The organism is uncultured Piscinibacter sp. (genome assembly GCF_937952055.1).
Taxonomy (GTDB): Bacteria; Pseudomonadota; Gammaproteobacteria; order Burkholderiales; family Burkholderiaceae_C; genus Piscinibacter.
In genome coordinates this window covers 664265-679180 of sequence record NZ_CALFYO010000019.1, presented here as the reverse complement: position 1 = coordinate 679180, position 14916 = coordinate 664265, and the positions used below count along the sequence as shown (strand labels likewise).

At 71.2% G+C, this 14916-nt stretch carries 16 protein-coding genes; 10 read left to right on the top strand and 6 right to left on the bottom strand.

Annotated features, from left to right (window positions below; genetic code table 11):
• Positions 1-143: 143 nt before the first annotated feature.
• Entirely contained in the window at positions 144-965 is an 822-nt protein-coding gene (locus Q0599_RS10765) for an ABC transporter substrate-binding protein (RefSeq protein ID WP_298829294.1), read from the bottom strand.
• On the bottom strand, positions 962-1444 hold the full coding sequence (gene pedF, locus Q0599_RS10760; RefSeq protein ID WP_298829292.1) for a cytochrome c-550 PedF: 483 nt from the start codon (positions 1442-1444) through the stop codon (positions 962-964). The genes Q0599_RS10765 and pedF overlap by 4 nt, the downstream gene beginning before the upstream one ends.
• A 226-nt stretch (positions 1445-1670) precedes the next feature.
• Between pedF and Q0599_RS10755 the strand changes: the two genes are divergently transcribed.
• The 7 genes from Q0599_RS10755 to Q0599_RS10725 all read left to right on the top strand — a co-directional run bounded on the left by Q0599_RS10755 (position 1671) and on the right by Q0599_RS10725 (position 8618).
• Positions 1671-3764, top strand: coding sequence for a sigma-54-dependent Fis family transcriptional regulator (locus tag Q0599_RS10755; protein ID WP_298829291.1), 2094 nt, complete (start codon positions 1671-1673; stop codon positions 3762-3764).
• 320 nt (positions 3765-4084) lie between these two features.
• Complete coding sequence (locus Q0599_RS10750; RefSeq protein WP_298829290.1) at positions 4085-4903, top strand: MBL fold metallo-hydrolase; 819 nt, start codon at positions 4085-4087, stop codon at positions 4901-4903.
• A complete protein-coding gene (locus Q0599_RS10745; RefSeq protein ID WP_298829289.1) occupies positions 4900-5604 on the top strand; it encodes a hypothetical protein in 705 nt (234 codons plus the stop codon). Before Q0599_RS10750 ends, Q0599_RS10745 begins: the two co-directional genes overlap by 4 nt.
• 3 nt (positions 5605-5607) lie before the next feature.
• Positions 5608-6213 carry a hypothetical protein gene (locus Q0599_RS10740; RefSeq protein ID WP_298829287.1) on the top strand — a complete coding sequence of 202 codons (606 nt, stop codon included), beginning with the start codon at positions 5608-5610 and terminating at the stop codon, positions 6211-6213.
• Positions 6210-6704, top strand: coding sequence for a hypothetical protein (locus Q0599_RS10735; RefSeq protein WP_298829286.1), 495 nt, complete (start codon positions 6210-6212; stop codon positions 6702-6704). Before Q0599_RS10740 ends, Q0599_RS10735 begins: the two co-directional genes overlap by 4 nt.
• Positions 6701-7396, top strand: a complete 696-nt coding sequence (locus Q0599_RS10730) for a hypothetical protein (RefSeq protein ID WP_298829285.1) — start codon at positions 6701-6703, stop codon at positions 7394-7396. Before Q0599_RS10735 ends, Q0599_RS10730 begins: the two co-directional genes overlap by 4 nt.
• Positions 7397-7406: 10 nt before the next feature.
• Positions 7407-8618: a CaiB/BaiF CoA-transferase family protein gene (locus tag Q0599_RS10725; RefSeq protein WP_298829284.1), complete on the top strand. Its 1212-nt coding sequence runs from the start codon at positions 7407-7409 to the stop codon at positions 8616-8618.
• A 26-nt stretch (positions 8619-8644) separates the two neighbouring features.
• On the opposite strand, the gene Q0599_RS10720 is transcribed toward Q0599_RS10725, so the two are convergent.
• From Q0599_RS10720 to Q0599_RS10710, 3 genes are read right to left on the bottom strand one after another with little or no spacing between them, the layout of a single operon-like run.
• A complete protein-coding gene (locus Q0599_RS10720) occupies positions 8645-9628 on the bottom strand; it encodes a sodium-dependent bicarbonate transport family permease (protein ID WP_298829283.1) in 984 nt (327 codons plus the stop codon).
• 57 nt (positions 9629-9685) lie between these two features.
• A complete protein-coding gene (locus Q0599_RS10715) occupies positions 9686-10105 on the bottom strand; it encodes a TerB family tellurite resistance protein (protein ID WP_298829282.1) in 420 nt (139 codons plus the stop codon).
• On the bottom strand, positions 10105-10461 hold the full coding sequence (locus Q0599_RS10710; protein ID WP_298829281.1) for an HPF/RaiA family ribosome-associated protein: 357 nt from the start codon (positions 10459-10461) through the stop codon (positions 10105-10107). The genes Q0599_RS10715 and Q0599_RS10710 overlap by 1 nt, the downstream gene beginning before the upstream one ends.
• A 101-nt stretch (positions 10462-10562) precedes the next feature.
• Between Q0599_RS10710 and Q0599_RS10705 the strand changes: the two genes are divergently transcribed.
• The 3 genes from Q0599_RS10705 to Q0599_RS10695 all read left to right on the top strand — a co-directional run bounded on the left by Q0599_RS10705 (position 10563) and on the right by Q0599_RS10695 (position 13499).
• Positions 10563-11480 carry a LysR family transcriptional regulator gene (locus tag Q0599_RS10705; protein WP_298829279.1) on the top strand — a complete coding sequence of 306 codons (918 nt, stop codon included), beginning with the start codon at positions 10563-10565 and terminating at the stop codon, positions 11478-11480.
• A gap of 178 nt (positions 11481-11658) precedes the next feature.
• Complete coding sequence (locus Q0599_RS10700; RefSeq protein WP_298829277.1) at positions 11659-13068, top strand: FAD/NAD(P)-binding protein; 1410 nt, start codon at positions 11659-11661, stop codon at positions 13066-13068.
• A 32-nt stretch (positions 13069-13100) separates the two neighbouring features.
• Positions 13101-13499, top strand: a complete 399-nt coding sequence (locus Q0599_RS10695; RefSeq protein WP_298829275.1) for a hypothetical protein — start codon at positions 13101-13103, stop codon at positions 13497-13499.
• Here Q0599_RS10695 and Q0599_RS10690 read toward each other — a convergent pair.
• Positions 13444-14916, bottom strand: a complete 1473-nt coding sequence (locus tag Q0599_RS10690) for a histidine kinase (protein ID WP_298829274.1) — start codon at positions 14914-14916, stop codon at positions 13444-13446. The two genes, Q0599_RS10695 and Q0599_RS10690, sit on opposite strands and share 56 nt — an antisense overlap.

Sequence of the window (14916 nt, the reverse complement as noted above, 5' to 3'; positions counted from 1 at the left end):
AGCTTCCTGTTTTGGGTGAGGCGGCGTCCCGCCCCGGGCGCTATGCACGAACGTACATAGCTTGATGAGGCCGGGCCCCGGGCACCATTCGGGAAAAACCCTTGGTCCTGCTCCAGTGCGTCACAGCGCCGGGCCGATCGCCGTCAGGCGGGGCGCCAGGCGAGGTTGGCGCGGGCGAAGATCTCGGCCAGTCGGCCGTTGGCGGACAGCTGGTTCAGCGCCGCCTGCAGCGCCTGCGCGAGCTCGCTGGCGTCCTTCTTCACCGCCATGCCCACCGCCCAGCCGTCGCGCGGTGCGCGCGGCGACGGCAGCGGCTCGACGGCGAAGCGGGCATCGCCGCGCAGCACGCTCTGCAGCTCGGACAGCAGCCCGGCGGCCACCGGCACCTCGCCGCGCGCGAGCGCCTGCGCCGCCTGCACGCCGTCCTTCCACTGCGTGCGCAGCTGCTCTCGGTAAGCGCCGCCGTCGGCGCCGATCATCAGCCAGCCGGCCAGCGACAGGCCCGGCACCGCCACCGGCTTGCCGGCGAGCTGCGACAGCGAAGCCAGCTCCGGCACCTGCTCCAGATTGCGCGCCACCGCCACGCGCTCGCGCCAGTACGGGCCGAAGATGCTCACCTGCGGGTTCGCCTGCATCAGCGGCCGGTCGACCGGCACGTGCAGCAGCACGTCGGCCGGGCCGTAGCCGAGGTAGTGGCCGCGCCAGACCATGTGGCGCAGGTCGTCGTCCATGTTCTCGTCGGCATGGAAGGGCAGCGGCGAGAACTTCACGCCGAGGGCCTCGGCCAGCGCCCGGCCGATCTCGACATCGATGCCGCTGCCGTCGACGTGAAACGGCGGCATCTCCTTGTACAGGCCGACGACGAGCGCGCCGCGGCTCTTCACCTTGTCCAGCGTCGTGGCCGACAGCATGCCGGGCAGCGCGGCGAGCGCCGCCGCCCCGAGCATCGAGCGGCGCGAGATCACAGCGGCTTCTCGCGACGGGTTTCCAGGTAGGCCTTGATCGACCAGACCGCCTCCTGGTTCATCATGCCCTCGAAAGGCGGCATGTAGACCGCGCCGTTGCGCGTGCGGCCCTTGCGCACGGTGCTGGCGAAGTACTCGTCGATCTCCTTCACGCAGGCCGCCTTCTTCTTGTCGTCCTTCAGCGTCGCGCACTCGTTGTCGAGCTTGCGCAGGTCGGGGGCGATGCCGCCGGAGATCGCCTCCAGGCCGTGGCAGCGCGCGCAGTTCTGGTTGTAGGCCGAGGTGCCGACCTTGATCGCCGCCTCATGCTTGCGGTAGGGGTTCTCGGCGCGCCATTCGTCGCCCAGCTTGGGCAGGCTGCTGGTATCGACCGCCTGCGGCGTGACATCACCATGCGCCCAGGCCGCACCCTGGAGCGCGGCCCCGATCAGCACGGCGGCGAAGAGAGGGAGTCGAGGGCGGGAGCGGTGGCAGAACATCGTGGAGTCTCCTGGAGGGTCGGTTTGGAATAAGCTGCGTGTCTGCAAACGCCATGCCACGGGCAGGTGTTGCAAACGTGAACACTCCGGCCTCGGATGTCCGTGCTGTCCCGCGGTGGACAAGCCCTGCGGCTTGCCCGACAGTCGCGACCAGCGTGCGGCCCGCCGTGCGCCGGTCACATCCACGCAGACGCCCTGCCGGACCGCAGGAGATGGAACAGCAGTCATGTCCACGAGCCGGAATTCGAGCCACCGCGGTTGGGGCGATGCCGACACCACCGCCGCACCGCCATCGCGTCAACCCGGTCGCGTCGACCTCATCCAGCAGTCGCACCAGCGCTGCGCGGCGCTCGGCCTGACCCGCATCGAACGGCCCGACTACGAGCCGTTGATGCGCAGCGACCTCAGCGTCGCGCGCGAACGCAACCAGCGACTGTTCGCCCACGCCGCGCCGGTGATGGAGATGCTCTACGAGCAGATCGTCAACACCGAGAGCATGATCGTGCTGACCGATGCGCAGGGCACCATCCTGCACTCGATCGGCGACAACGACTTCCTTGAGAAGGCCGGCAAGGTGGCCCTGACACCCGGCGTGAACTGGGCCGAGCACAGCAAGGGCACGAACGCGATCGGCACCGCACTGTTCGAGGAGAGGCCGACGCTCGTCCATGCCGACGAGCACTTCATGCACGCCAACCACTTCCTCACCTGCTCGGCGGCGCCGATCTTCGATCCGCGCGGCAACATGCTGGGCGTGCTCGATGTCTCGGGCGATCAGCGCAGCTACCACCAGCACACCATGGGCCTGGTGCGCATGTCGGCGCGCATGATCGAGAACCACTGGCTGTCCGACGACTTCAGCAACCGGCTGCGCCTGCACTTCCACAGCCGCGCCGAATTCATCGGTACGCTGCTCGAGGGCATCATCGTCGTCGGCGCCGACGGCAAGATCCTCGGCGCCAACCGCAGCGCGCTCGACCAGCTCGCCATGACCGGCATCTCGCTGCGCGGCCACTCGCTGACCACGCTGTTCGGCACCACGGTGGCGGCCGTGCACGACCACTTCCGCACGCCGCTGCCGGTGCCGATGAAGCTGAGCCTGCCCAACGGCCTGCACTTCCACGTCAGCGCGCGCATCGACTGGTCGTCACGGCGCGTCTTCGGCGGCATGCCCGAAGGCTTCGAGGACACCGGGACACCCGGCGCGCCGCGCGCCGCTGCGCCGACCCCGGCGCTGCAGGGCGAGCCGGCGCCGAAGCCGCCCGCCGGCCTGCAGTACCTGCAGACCGGCGACGCGCAGGTCGAGACGGTGGTGCAGAAGGTGCGCCGCGTCATCAACCGCGACATCCCGCTGCTCATCCTCGGCGAGACCGGCACCGGCAAGGAGCTGCTCGCACGCGCCGTGCACCAGGAGTCCAACCGCGCCAAGCAGCCCTTCGTGGCAGTGAACTGTGCGTCCATCCCCGAGTCGCTGATCGAGGCCGAGCTGTTCGGCTACGACGAGGGTGCCTTCACCGGCGCGCGGCGCAAGGGTGCGGTCGGCCGCATCGTGCAGGCCAACGGCGGCACGCTGTTCCTCGACGAGATCGGCGACATGCCGCTGGCGCTGCAGGCGCGGCTGCTGCGTGTGCTGCAGGAGCGTTGCGTCACGCCGCTGGGCAGCCACAAGACCATCGCCGTGGACATCGCGGTGATCGGCGCGACGCACCGCAACCTGCGCGAGATGATCGAGAAGCAGCAGTTCCGCGAGGATCTGTACTACCGCCTCAACGGGCTGGTGCTCAAGTTGCCTGCGCTGCGCGAGCGCAGCGACCTCGCCGTGGTGGCGCGGCGCATCCTGCAGGGCGAATGCCCGCAGGGCCGGCCGCCGGAGATCGGCCCGGCCGTGATGGAACTGCTCGGGCGCTATCACTGGCCGGGCAACATCCGGCAGCTCGCCAACGTGCTGCGCACGGCGGCGGTGATGGCCTGCGGCGAGGCGCAGATCACCGAAGCGCACCTGTCGGACGATTTCCTCGAGGACGTGCGGCGTCTGCCGGTGTCCGGCGTGCCGCCGGTGCCGGCGCATGCAGAGGTGGCACGGCCGGCACCGGCCCAGCCCGCAGCCGCCCTGCCGCCCCCGGCGCCGGTGGCGCCCCAGCCGGCGCCGGCAGCGTCAGCGCCGGCGGCGCCGAGCCATCGCACGCTCGAGGAGGTCGAGATCGAGATGATCCGCGCCGCGCTCGACGCCGCTGGCGGCAACATCTCCGAAGCGTCCAAGCGGCTGGGCATCAGCCGCAACACCATCTACCGCAAGCTGCGCTGGAACAGGTCGGGCTGAGTCGCCCGCCCGGCCGTCCGCGGTCCGGCGCGGCCTCCGGCTCGCACCGGACGCGCTGCCGTCGCGCGCGGAAGCCTCGGCCAGGCCGCGTCGGCGCAGATCGCATGGGTCAGGCCCGCGGCGAGCCAGCCGGCCGCGAGCCACGGCCCGTTCCATGAACCGCGGGAATTCCCTGTGCCAGGCCCAGACGCCCCTGTCCCTGCCTGGAACAGAGTGCCACGCTCGGCGGGGCCGCCAGCGCTCCGGGCGGCACGCGGTCACGCGGCATGGCTCTTGCAGCTTCGTGGCGTGCATGCATGCCGCGAAATGACTCGAACAACATGAAGATCCTCGTGCTCGGCTCGAGAGGCCGTGCGCCTTGTCGCCAGTGTGTCGCCAGCACGCCGGCCGCGCGCCCTCCGTCTTCGCGCCTGCCCGGCGCCGTCGCCGTCGCCGGCTCGGAAGACCGCTGGCTGCTGCTCAACGCCGCGCGGGACATCGCGCGTCACGCGCAGATCGGGGCCGCTGCCGCAGCGGGCCGCATCGCCGGCGTGGTACTGCTCGACGCGCAGCCCCTGCATGCTGAGAGTCTGGCCGAGCTCGCCCGCGGCCAGCCGCTGGACGTCTATGCCACGCCCGTCGTGTTCGAGGAACTGAGCGGCAGCCTGCCGCTGCTCGGTTCGCCCGGCCAGGGCTGCAGCGTGCGCTGGCACCTGCTGCCGGTGGCCGGCGACGTGCGCAGCAGCGAGTTCCGCGTGGACGGGCTGCAGTCGCTTCGCCTGGTCGCCATCGACGACGGCGGCTGGGCCGCGCCCTACTCGCCGCATCGACAGGAGGCCGTGGTCGGCGACAGCATCACGCTGTTCGTCGAGGACCGTCTCGCCGGGCAGCGCCTGATCTACACGCCCAGCGCCGGCGGCGCGAATGCGGCGCCCTGGATGGAGGGCGCCGACTGCCTGCTCGTCGGCGGCGAGACCTGCCCGCTGGACCACTGCGCCGCGGCGGCCGGCGGTGACCTGGCGTCGATCGGCGCGCGCCGCACGGTGCTGGTCCATCTCAACGACTGCGACCCGCGGCTGCACGTGGGCAGCGACGCGCGACGCGCCGTCGATGCCGCCGGCATCGAGATCGCCTACGACGGCATGGAGATCCTGCTGTGACCGCTCCGCAAGGTGCCGCCGACGCTGCGGCGTCGGCACCAGCGCAGCGACAGCGCGGCGCCGTCCCTGCGACGCCATCGATCGAGCCGATCTGGCTCGAGTGGTTTGCCCTCGCCGGCCTGTTCGCCTTCGCCACCTGGCTGCTCGGCGGCCGCGGCGTGTGGGCGCTGCTGCTCACCTCCGACCCGACCGGGCTGACGCTCGTGATCATCGTCATCTTCGCCGCCGCGACGCTGTGGTGCGGGGCGCGCGCGCGGGAACTGCAGCGACAGCGCGGCTGGCTGGAGCGCTCGCGCGGCGGCGCTGCGGCGCACGGCTGGGCGGCGGACTACTGGGCCGCCCTGCGCGCCGCGCCGCGCGACGCCGGCGCGCCGCTGGACCTGCTGCTGGAGCGCACCCACGGCCCGCACCACACCGCCTGGTGGGTCAACGGCATCCAGCTCAAGCTCGGCCTGCTGGGCAAGGTGATCGGCTTCTCCATCCTCGCCATCGAGATCGGCCAGATCCAGAACTTCGACGCCACGCAGTCGCAGGACCTGCTGCGCAGCCTGACCACCGGCCTGGGCGTGGCGCTGCTCACCACCATGGTCGGCCTGGTCGGCAACATCCTGCTCGGACTGCAGCTCACGCGGCTGGACCGGTATGCCGACGCGCTGGTGGCCGACGCGCAGCGGCACGGCCTGGACGTGGACGGGCGCTGAGCCATGCGCCGCAAGCGATTTGCGCGCGAGGCGGAGGTCGACCCGTTCTACGACATGTTGTTCAACATGCTGATCGCGTTCGTCTTCTGCTTCATCATCGCCCTGCTGGCGATGAATCCGAAGGCGCTGAAGGCGGGCGACATCCCCTCGAAGGCCGAGTACATCGTCAACGTGTCCTGGCCGGACCTGAACCCGAACGACGTCGATACCTGGGTGCAGGATCCGGCCGGCAACCTGATCTGGTTCCGCGCGCGCGAGTCCGGCCTGATGCACCTGGACCGCGACGACCGCGGCCTCGCCAACGACGTCATCGTCGTCAACGGCCAGCAGATCACCAACCCGCTGAACACCGAGGTGGTGACGATCCGCGGCGTCGAGCCCGGCGAGTTCACCGTCAACGTGCACTACTACGAGTCCAAGGACGGGCAGCCGGTGGAGGTGACCGTCTCGGTGATCAAGGTGAACCCGCGCGCCGAGGTGATCTTCTACGGCACCGTGACGCTCGCGCGCAAGGGCGACGAGGCCACCGCCACCCGCTTCACCGTGCTGCCCGACGGCTCGGTGGTCAACGTCAACACCCTGCCCAAGACGCTGGTGCAACGCCTATGACGACTGCCTTGGTGCTGAGCTTCGCCGCCCTCGCGCTGCTGTGCGCGCTGGCGCTGCTGTGGTCGCGCTGGCCGGCCTGGCTGAAGGCGGTGCTGGTGGTCGGCGTGACCGGCTTCTACTTCTATGCCGACGACCAGGTGCACGGCCTGTGGGGCTGGCCGAGCCGCGATGCGCTGCCCGAACGCTTCGTGCTGCTTGCCGCCGTCATCGACGAGCCGACTGCGAAGAGCCAGGGCGCGCTGTACGTGTGGGTCAACGAGCTGAAGGACGGCAAGCCCGCGGCCCAGCCCCGCGCCTACCGGCTGCCCTACGCCAAGGACCTGCATGCGCTGCTCAACGAGGGCATGAAGAAGGTGCGCCAGGGCATCAGCCAGATGGGCACGGCCGAGCCGAAGTCCGGCCCCAGGGGCTTCGGCTGGCTGCGCCCCGGCAGCGACGAACAGAACGTGAAGATTCGCGACCTGCCCGTGCCGCAGTTGCCCGAGAAATGAAGCGCATCGCCGCCCTCGCCCCGCTGCTGCTGGCCGGCGCCTGCGGTTCGCCGCAGGACGACTCCTACTTTCCGCTCGCCGAGGGCCATCGCTGGGCCTACGCGCTGCGCACCGAATGGGAGAACCAGGTCGTCGAGCACGAATCGCGCGTGATCGAGACGCTGGGCCGCGATGCGCTCGACTCGGGCACGGCGTGGCGGCGCCGCAGCGACAGCGGCGTCGACTACTGGCTGCGCAGCGACGCCAGCGGCATCTACCGCGTCGCCACGAAGAGCGAGTTGCAGGCCGCGCCGGAGCCCGACAAGGAGCCGCGTTTCGTGCTCAAGGCGCCGATCGCGGTGGGCACCAGCTGGCGCACCAGCACCACCGCCTACCTGCTGCAGCGACGCCAGGAGTTCCCGCGCGAGATCCGCCACAGACACCCTTCCATACCGATGAACTACAGCATCGAGGCGGTCGGCGAGGCGGTGGCGGTGCGCGCCGGGCGCTTCGACGACTGCGTGCGCGTCAAGGGCTTGGCGGCGCTGCGCCTGTTCGCCGACCCGGTGGTGGGCTGGAAGGACATGGCGCTGACCACCACCGAGTGGTACTGCGCCGGCGTGGGTCTGGTCAAGCTGGTGCGCGAGGAGCCGGCCGGGTCGACCTTCCTCACCGGCGGAACGCTGACAATGGAGCTCGTCGACTGGCATTGACCGCTCCCCCGTGAACAAGACCGAGCTTCCCCTTCAAGGCCTGCGCGTCGTCGAGTTCACCCACATGGTGATGGGCCCGACCTGCGGAATGATCCTGGCCGACCTCGGCGCCGAGGTGATCAAGGTCGAGCCGCTGACCGGCGATGCCACGCGGCGGCTGATCGGCTCCGGGGCGGGCTTCTTCCCGCTGTTCAACCGCAACAAGAAGAGCCTCGCGGTCGACGCGAAGAGCCCGCGCGGGCGCGAGATCGTGCTGAAGCTCGTCGCCGGCGCCGATGTGTTCAGCGAGAACTTCAAGGCCGGCACGATGGAGGCGCTCGGCCTCGGACCCGACACGCTGCGGCGCCTGAATCCGCGGCTGGTGCATGTGTCGCACAAGGGCTTCCTCGCCGGTCCCTACGAGCACCGCACGGCGCTGGACGAGGTGGTGCAGATGATGGGAGGCCTCGCCTACATCACCGGCCCCGAGGGCCGTCCGCTGCGTGCCGGCTCGAGCGTCAACGACATCATGGGCGGCATGTTCGGTGCCATCGGCGCGCTCGCTGCGCTGCTGCGTCGCGCGCACACCGGCGAAGGCGGAAGCGTGCACAGCGCACTGTTCGAGAACAACGTCTTCCTCGTCGCGCAGCACATGATGCAGTTCGCGGTCACCGGCCAGCCCGCGGCCCCCATGCCCAGCCGCATCAGCGCCTGGGCGGTGTACGACGTGTTCACGGTGAAGGAAGGCGCGCAGATCTTCCTGGCCGCGGTGAGCGACACGCAATGGGCGGCCATGTGCCGCGAGTTCGGCTTCGACGACCTGCTCGCCGATGCGCGGCTGGCGTCCAACAACGAGCGGGTGCGCGCGCGCGACTGGATGCTGCCGCAGTTGCGCGAGCGTTTCGCCGCGTACACCGCCGCGGAACTCGCGGCTCGCTTCGAGGCCCACGCGCTGCCCTACGCGCCGATCACGCGGCCCGAGGAACTGTTCGACGACCCGCACCTGACTGCCACCGGTGGCCTGGCACCGCTGGCGGTGCCGGCCGACGCCAGCTCCGCCGGCCGTGCGCTGGAGACGCGCGCGCCGTTGCTGCCGCTGGCCCTGGACGGTCGGCGCCTGCCGGTGCGCGAAGGCCCGCCGGCGCTCGGCGAGGACACGTGCGCGGTGCTGCGCGAACTGGGCTACGGCGAGCCAGAGATCGCGGCGCTGGTGGCCGATGCCGTAGTGGCCGAAGCGGGCTGAGCGGCCGCCCGCTTCGCCGCCTCGGCTCAGCCGAGCAGCCGCTGCGCCGCGAACACGTAGACCGGAATGCCGATCAGGATGTTGAACGGGAAGGTCAGCCCGAGCGACATGCCGACGTACAGCGACGGGTTGGCCTCGGGAATGGCGTGGCGCACCACCGCCGGTACGGCGATGTAGGAGGCGCTGGCGGCCAGCACCATCAGCAGCGCCGCGTCACCGGCCGACAGGCGCAGCAGCGCGGACAGCGCCAGCGCCAGGCCAGCGTGCGCCAGCGGCCCGAGCAGCGCGTAGGCCAGCAGCCAGGGCGACTTGCCGCGCAGGTCGCCCATGTGCCGGGCGGCGGCCAGGCCCATGTCGAGCAGGAAGAAGGCGAGCATGCCCTTGAACAGGTCGACCGCGAAGGGCGCCATCGCCGCCTGCCCCTTCGCGCCGGTGAGAATGCCCACCGCCATGGACCCGAGCAGAAGCAGTTGCGCACCGTCGGTGAAGGACTCGTGCAGGATGTGGCGCACCGACGGCGCCGCCGGCCCCGCCGCGGCGCTCGGGCCGACGGCGGAACGCTCGCGCTGGCGGGCCAGGTTGGCCAGCACCACCGCCATCACGATGGCCGGCGACTCCATCAGCGCCATCGCCGCCGCCATGTGGCCACCGTAGGCCACGGCATGGGTATCGAGGTACTGCACGGCGGTGATGAAGGTCACCGCGCTGACCGAGCCGTAGGTCGCCGCGATGGCCGCCGCGTCGTAGCCGTTGAGGAAGCGGCGCAGCACGGCGTAGCCGATCGCCGGCACGATCACCGCCAGCGCCAGTGCGGCGCCAAGACTGATCGAGACACGCGCCGTCAACCCTGATTCGGCCAGCGCGAAGCCGCCCTTCAGGCCCAGCGCCATCAGCAGGTACAGCGAGAGAAAGCGCGCGATCTGCGGCGGAATCTCGAGGTTGGAACGCAACCCGCCGGCGAGCAGGCCGAAGACGAAGAACAGGATCGCCGGGTCGAGAAAGCTGCTCAAGGGCGGCGCCGCCGTTCGATCATGCGCCGAGCCGGACCGGCTGCCGCCGTGGTGGGCTCAGGCATGCGCGGGCTCGTCCTGGAACATCGCGCCCTGAAGGCCCCAGTGCTCCAACAGCGCCTGCAGCACCAGCGACTCCCCGTCGGCGATGTGCTCGTCAGCCTGCGCGACGTCCAGACACAGTTGCAGCACCTTCAGGCGCAAGGACGGGTCGTCGACGTCGGACAGCAGCAGCGACAAGGTGCGCGAATCGACCTGGCAGGCGTCCGACCAGGTCAGGCGCACGCTGTGCAGCAGGTCTTCGCAGAAGCCATGCAGCACGGCGTGCATGTCCTCGCGACTCAGGCCCAGCGCTTCGTAGCCATTGCACTGCTCCATCACATCGAGTTCGGACGGCGCCAGGTGGCCGTCGGCCAGCAGGGTGAGCGCCACGATGCGCGCCGCGGCCTGCGGGCTGTTGCGGGAGTAGCTGCGCATCACGACTGCTTCGAAGGGATGGCCCGGTGGGCCGGCGTAAGCGCACGCCGGCCGGAGGTCCGGCACCGGCTCAGCAGCCGCACCAGCACCCGCGCGGCGCGGGTCAGGGCGCTGTCGATGGCGCTGCGCCAGTCGCGCGCCACCGCGGTGATCACCACGGTGCGCTCGCCATCGGTGCGCAGTTCCACCTGGCAGCGCTTGTCGACGCCGCCGCGCGGGCCGTTGATGTCCGAGAGCATCAGCTTGGCGCGTGGCACCCACCACGCCAGCCGGCGCATCGCGAAACGCACGCGGCGCACCGCCAGCTCGCGCAGGCGCGCCGCTTCGGGATCGCGGGATTCGAAGACCACTTGCATCGCAGGACCTCCTTGGGGTTTGAGCGTGAACGGAAGATAGGCGCTCAGGGTCTTCGGTCAAAGCAGACAATTCTTGATCTTCGTTCAGATAAAACCTGAGCATGAGCCTGAACTTCAGCTACCGACACCTGTACTACTTCTGGGTGGTCGCCAAGGAAGGCGGCATGGCGCGCGCGGCCGCGCGGCTGGGCATGGCCGTGCAGACGGTCAGCGCGCAGGTGCGCGAGCTGGAGCGCTCGCTCGGCCACGCGCTGCTCAAGCCCGCCGGCCGCGGCCTCGCACTCACCGATGCCGGGCTGGCGGCAATGCGCCAGGCGGACCTCATCTTCCAGCTCGGCGAGCAGTTGCCCGCCACGGTGCGCGATGCCGCCTCGTCGCCCGGTGTGCGGCTGGTGGTCGGCATCTCCGCCGGACTGCCCAAGCTGGTGGTGCGAGCGCTGATGCAGCCGGTGCTGGGCGAGGCACGCCTGCGCCTGCGCTGCCACGAGGCGCAGTTCGACGAGTTGCTGGCCGACCTCGCGCTGCACCGCCTCGACGTGGTGCTGGCCGACCGTGCGGCCACGCCGAACGCGAACATCAAGCTCTACGGCCACGCGCTCGGCGCCTCGGGGTTCGCCTGGTATGCACCGCCCTCGCTGCTTGCAGCGGCCAAGCGCGGCTTCCCGCAGTCACTCGAACGCGTACCGGTGCTGCTGCCCACGGCGCAGGCGGCGGTGCGCCAGCGCATCGATCAGTGGTTCGAGCGCGCCGGCGTGCGGCCGCTGATCGTCGGCGAGTTCGAGGACAGCGCGCTGCTGAAGACATTCGGCGCCGGCGGCATGGGCGTCTTCCCGGCCGCCGAGATGGTGCACGGGCACCTCGTCGAACGCTACGGCGTGCGGCGCATCGGCCCCTGCGAAGGCGTCGAGGAGCACTTCTGGGCCATCGGCTCGGAGAAGAAGGTCGCCCACCCGCTGGTGCAGCGGCTGCTCGCGGGCCGCTCGCCCGCCGGGGCCATGCCCCGACCCGCAGCGGGCTGAGCGTCGCGGCGTTCGACGACGACCACCACAGGCCCGACGAGAACTGCGGGACCGGCGGGGCGCAGCGGCGCGATGCGCGTTTTCTCCGCTTGGCAAGCCTGCGGTGCCGAGGCATGCTGATCGGCCGCCGACAAGGACTCATGCGCGTCCGTCGCCCGGGCGCAGGGGAAACCACCGCATGGCCGAGCTGCAGACCGACTACCTCATCGCCGGCGCCGGCGCCGTGGGACTGGCTTTCGCCGACACGCTGCTGGCAGAGTCCGACGCCGAGATCGTCATCGTCGACCGCCACGGCCTGCCCGGCGGCCACTGGAACGACGCCTACCCGTTCGTTGCGTTGCACCAGCCTTCGGTCTTCTACGGCGTCAACAACGTGCCGCTGGGCTCGGGCCGCGTCGACAGCGGAGGGCTCAATGATGGCTTCCTGGAGCTGGCCTCGGGCGCCGAGGTCAGCGCGTACTTCCAGCACGTGATGCGTAATCGTCTGCTCGCCAGCGGCCGCGTGCGCTACTTCCCGCTGTGCGAGTGGCAGCCCGCCAGCGACGGGCGGCACAGCTTCCGCTCGCTGCTGTCCGGCGAGACGACGACGGTGCAGCTGCGCCGCCGTTGGGTCGACGGCACCTACTACGGCACCAGCGTGCCGTCGACGCACCGGCCACCGTTCCGCGTCGCCGAAGGCACCCGGCTCGCCACGCCCAACGACCTGCCGCAGCTGTGGAAGCAGGCCGGACGGCTGCCGGCGCACTTCGTCGTCCTCGGGGCGGGCAAGACGGCGATGGACGTCGGCGTCTACCTGCTGCAGTGCGGCGCGGCGCCGCAGCAGATCCACTGGGTGAGGCCGCGGGACTCCTGGATGATCAACCGCCGCAGCGTGCAGCCGCTGCTGAGCTGCTTCGACGAGGCCATCGGCGGACAGGCGCTGCAGATGGAGGCACTGGCGCAGGCGCGCGATGCCGACGAATGGTTCGAGCGGCTGGAGGCCGGCGGCCAGATGCTGCGGCTGGACCCTGCAGTGCGGCCGACGATGTTCCACTACGCCACCATTTCCGAAGGCGAGCTGCTGCTGCTGCGGCGCATCACGCAGGTGCTGCGCCACGGCCATGTGCAGGCCCTCGAGCCGCAGGCGCTGGTCTTCGCCGATCGACGCGTGGCGCTGCCCGCCGACAGCCTCTTCATCGACTGCACCGCGCGCGCGGTGGAGCGCCGGCCCGCCGTGCCGATCTTCCAGCCCGACCGCATCGTGCTGCAGTTGGTGCGCGTGCCGCAGCCGGCCTTCAGCGCGGCGCTGGTGGCCTGGCTCGAGGCCCACGGCGCCGACGACACCGCGCGCAACGCGTTGAGCACGCCGGTGCCGTTGCCCGACGGCGTGCGCGACGTGCCGCGCGCCACGGTCGTCAACTTCATGAACCAGGGCCGCTGGAACCACGACAGCGCGCTGCGCGCCTGGATCCGCGCGAGCCGGCTGGACGGCTTCGGCAAGCTGATCGACACGGTCGACCCCGCCGATGCGCCCAAGGCCGCCGTGCTGGCAAGACTGAGGGCCGCGTCCAAGGGGGTTCCCGCTGCCGCGGCGCGATGGATGGCGTAAGCTGGGCTTCCCTGCTGCACGGGAGAGCAACGATGCAGACGAGCCGAGCCTGCGTGGTGCTTCTGGCCAGCCTCGCCGCGACGGCGCCGTGCCTTGCCCGGCCTGCCGTCGAGATGGCGCTGCGCAGTTGCGTCGACGGCAGCCCCGCGCTGCGCGTGCCGGTCTCGACGGCGCGCGCGACGCTCGACGCCGCCGACCGCCAGCGCTTCGAAGCCGCCGCACAGGCGCGCTACCCGCTCTACCAGCGCGGCGGCTTCACGCCCTGGCAGGTGCTGCTGATGCGGCGCGATGGCAAGTGGCAGTACGTGACGCTGTGGCAGGACGGGCGCCAGGGTCCCTGCTTCTCGGCCGTGTTCGCGGCCGACCGCTTCGACTTCACGCCGGACTGGCTGGCGAAGTACCAGCCGCGTCCGCAGCGGCCGGACGACTGAGCCGATCACCCTCGCCCGCGGCACGCAGCGTCGCGGCGAGCACCAGACCCGGACGACCGTGGCCGGCCCGTGCGGCCTTCAGTGTCAGCTCACCGCCGAAGGCCCACACGCGCTCCTGGATGCCGGCCAGTCCATTGCCGCGGCGCAGTGCGGCGTCGCGTTCGGCGAGTCCGACGCCGTCGTCCGCGACTGTCCACTCGATCGTCTCGGACTGCGGCGGCCAGCGCAGGCTCACCACCGCCTCGCTGGCCTGCGCGTGTCGCGCCACGTTGGTCAGCGCCTCCTGGCTGATGCGATACAGCGCCAGCGCGAGGTCGCGCGGCAGCAAGCGCCCGGGCGCCGCCTCGATCTCCAGGCGCAGGCGCAAGGCGCCGCTGGCGCTCCTGCGCCAGCCGTCCACGAGCCCCTGGAGCAGTTCGGTCAGCATGGCGATGTCGATGTCCGTCCCGGCCTCGGCCGCGCCGCCCAGCGGCTGCAGCCGGGCGAGCAGGCCGCGCACGTCGCTCTGGATGGCCGCACATTGTTCGGCCATGCCCTGCACCACCGGCTGCACGTCGGGCAGGTCCTTCAGGCGCTGCGCCAGCCAGGCGGCATCGACGCGGATGGCCGTGAGGCGCTGGCCGAACTCGTCGTGCAGTTCGCGCGACAGGCGCATGCGCTCCTCCTCCTGCAGCGACTGCACCTTGTGGCCGAGCAGGCGGCGCTCCGCCTGCGCTGCGTCGAGCGCCGCGCCCAGCGAGCGCAAGGCGGCGGCGATCTGCTCCAGTTCGCGGATCGGCATCGTGGGCATGGCGCGCGCCGCGGCCGTGTCCCCCGCCTGCACGCGGCCGATGGCGGCGAGCAGTCCGTGCAGCGGTCGGAACGCGGACCGCACGTTCCAGCGCATCACCAGCAGCATCACCACCATGCCGGCGGCCAGCACGCCCAGCAGGCTGGCGAGGTACACCACCGCCTCGCGGCGCTCGCTGTCGCGCTGCGCCGCCAGCGTCAGCGTCCAGGGCGGCTTGCCGGGGCGCTGCAGCACCCAGGTCACCGGCGCGATCTCCGCGCCGGGCCGCCAGCGGCGGTGCAGGTCGGTCATCGCCTCGACCAGGCGCGACGTCGACGGCTCCTGCAACCGGCCGACGAGCAGCCGTCCCGCACCGTCACGCAGCGCGAGCGAGAGGTGGCGCAGCGGCGCCTCGTTCTCGCGCGCGCGCAGCACCGCAATCAGCTCGGCATCGCCGAGCTCGCCGGCCTGCGCGAGCCGCGACATCACTGCCGCCAGCGACAGCGCCGCACGCACTTCGCCATCGATGTCGGCATCGGTGCGCGCCAGGCCCAGGCCGATGGCCGCCAGCAGGGTCAGCGCGGCGACGGCCATTGCTCGCCGCATCACGCGGCGCGGCAGGTCCAGTGGCACGCGGACGTCGCTCAC

Excerpts from the sequence above, each read along its gene's own strand:
- Q0599_RS10755 (WP_298829291.1), top strand. The coding sequence starts at position 1,671 with ATGTCCACGAGCCGGAATTCGAGCCACCGCGGTTGGGGCGATGCCGAC.
- Q0599_RS10705 (WP_298829279.1), top strand. The coding sequence starts at position 10,563 with ATGAGCCTGAACTTCAGCTACCGACACCTGTACTACTTCTGGGTGGTC.
- Q0599_RS10715 (WP_298829282.1), bottom strand. The coding sequence starts at position 10,105 with ATGCGCAGCTACTCCCGCAACAGCCCGCAGGCCGCGGCGCGCATCGTG.
- pedF (WP_298829292.1), bottom strand. The coding sequence starts at position 1,444 with ATGTTCTGCCACCGCTCCCGCCCTCGACTCCCTCTCTTCGCCGCCGTG.
- Q0599_RS10730 (WP_298829285.1), top strand. The coding sequence starts at position 6,701 with ATGAAGCGCATCGCCGCCCTCGCCCCGCTGCTGCTGGCCGGCGCCTGC.
- Q0599_RS10735 (WP_298829286.1), top strand. The coding sequence starts at position 6,210 with ATGACGACTGCCTTGGTGCTGAGCTTCGCCGCCCTCGCGCTGCTGTGC.
- Q0599_RS10700 (WP_298829277.1), top strand. The coding sequence starts at position 11,659 with ATGGCCGAGCTGCAGACCGACTACCTCATCGCCGGCGCCGGCGCCGTG.
- Q0599_RS10740 (WP_298829287.1), top strand. The coding sequence starts at position 5,608 with ATGCGCCGCAAGCGATTTGCGCGCGAGGCGGAGGTCGACCCGTTCTAC.
- Q0599_RS10750 (WP_298829290.1), top strand. The coding sequence starts at position 4,085 with ATGAAGATCCTCGTGCTCGGCTCGAGAGGCCGTGCGCCTTGTCGCCAG.
- Q0599_RS10695 (WP_298829275.1), top strand. The coding sequence starts at position 13,101 with ATGCAGACGAGCCGAGCCTGCGTGGTGCTTCTGGCCAGCCTCGCCGCG.
- Q0599_RS10710 (WP_298829281.1), bottom strand. The coding sequence starts at position 10,461 with ATGCAAGTGGTCTTCGAATCCCGCGATCCCGAAGCGGCGCGCCTGCGC.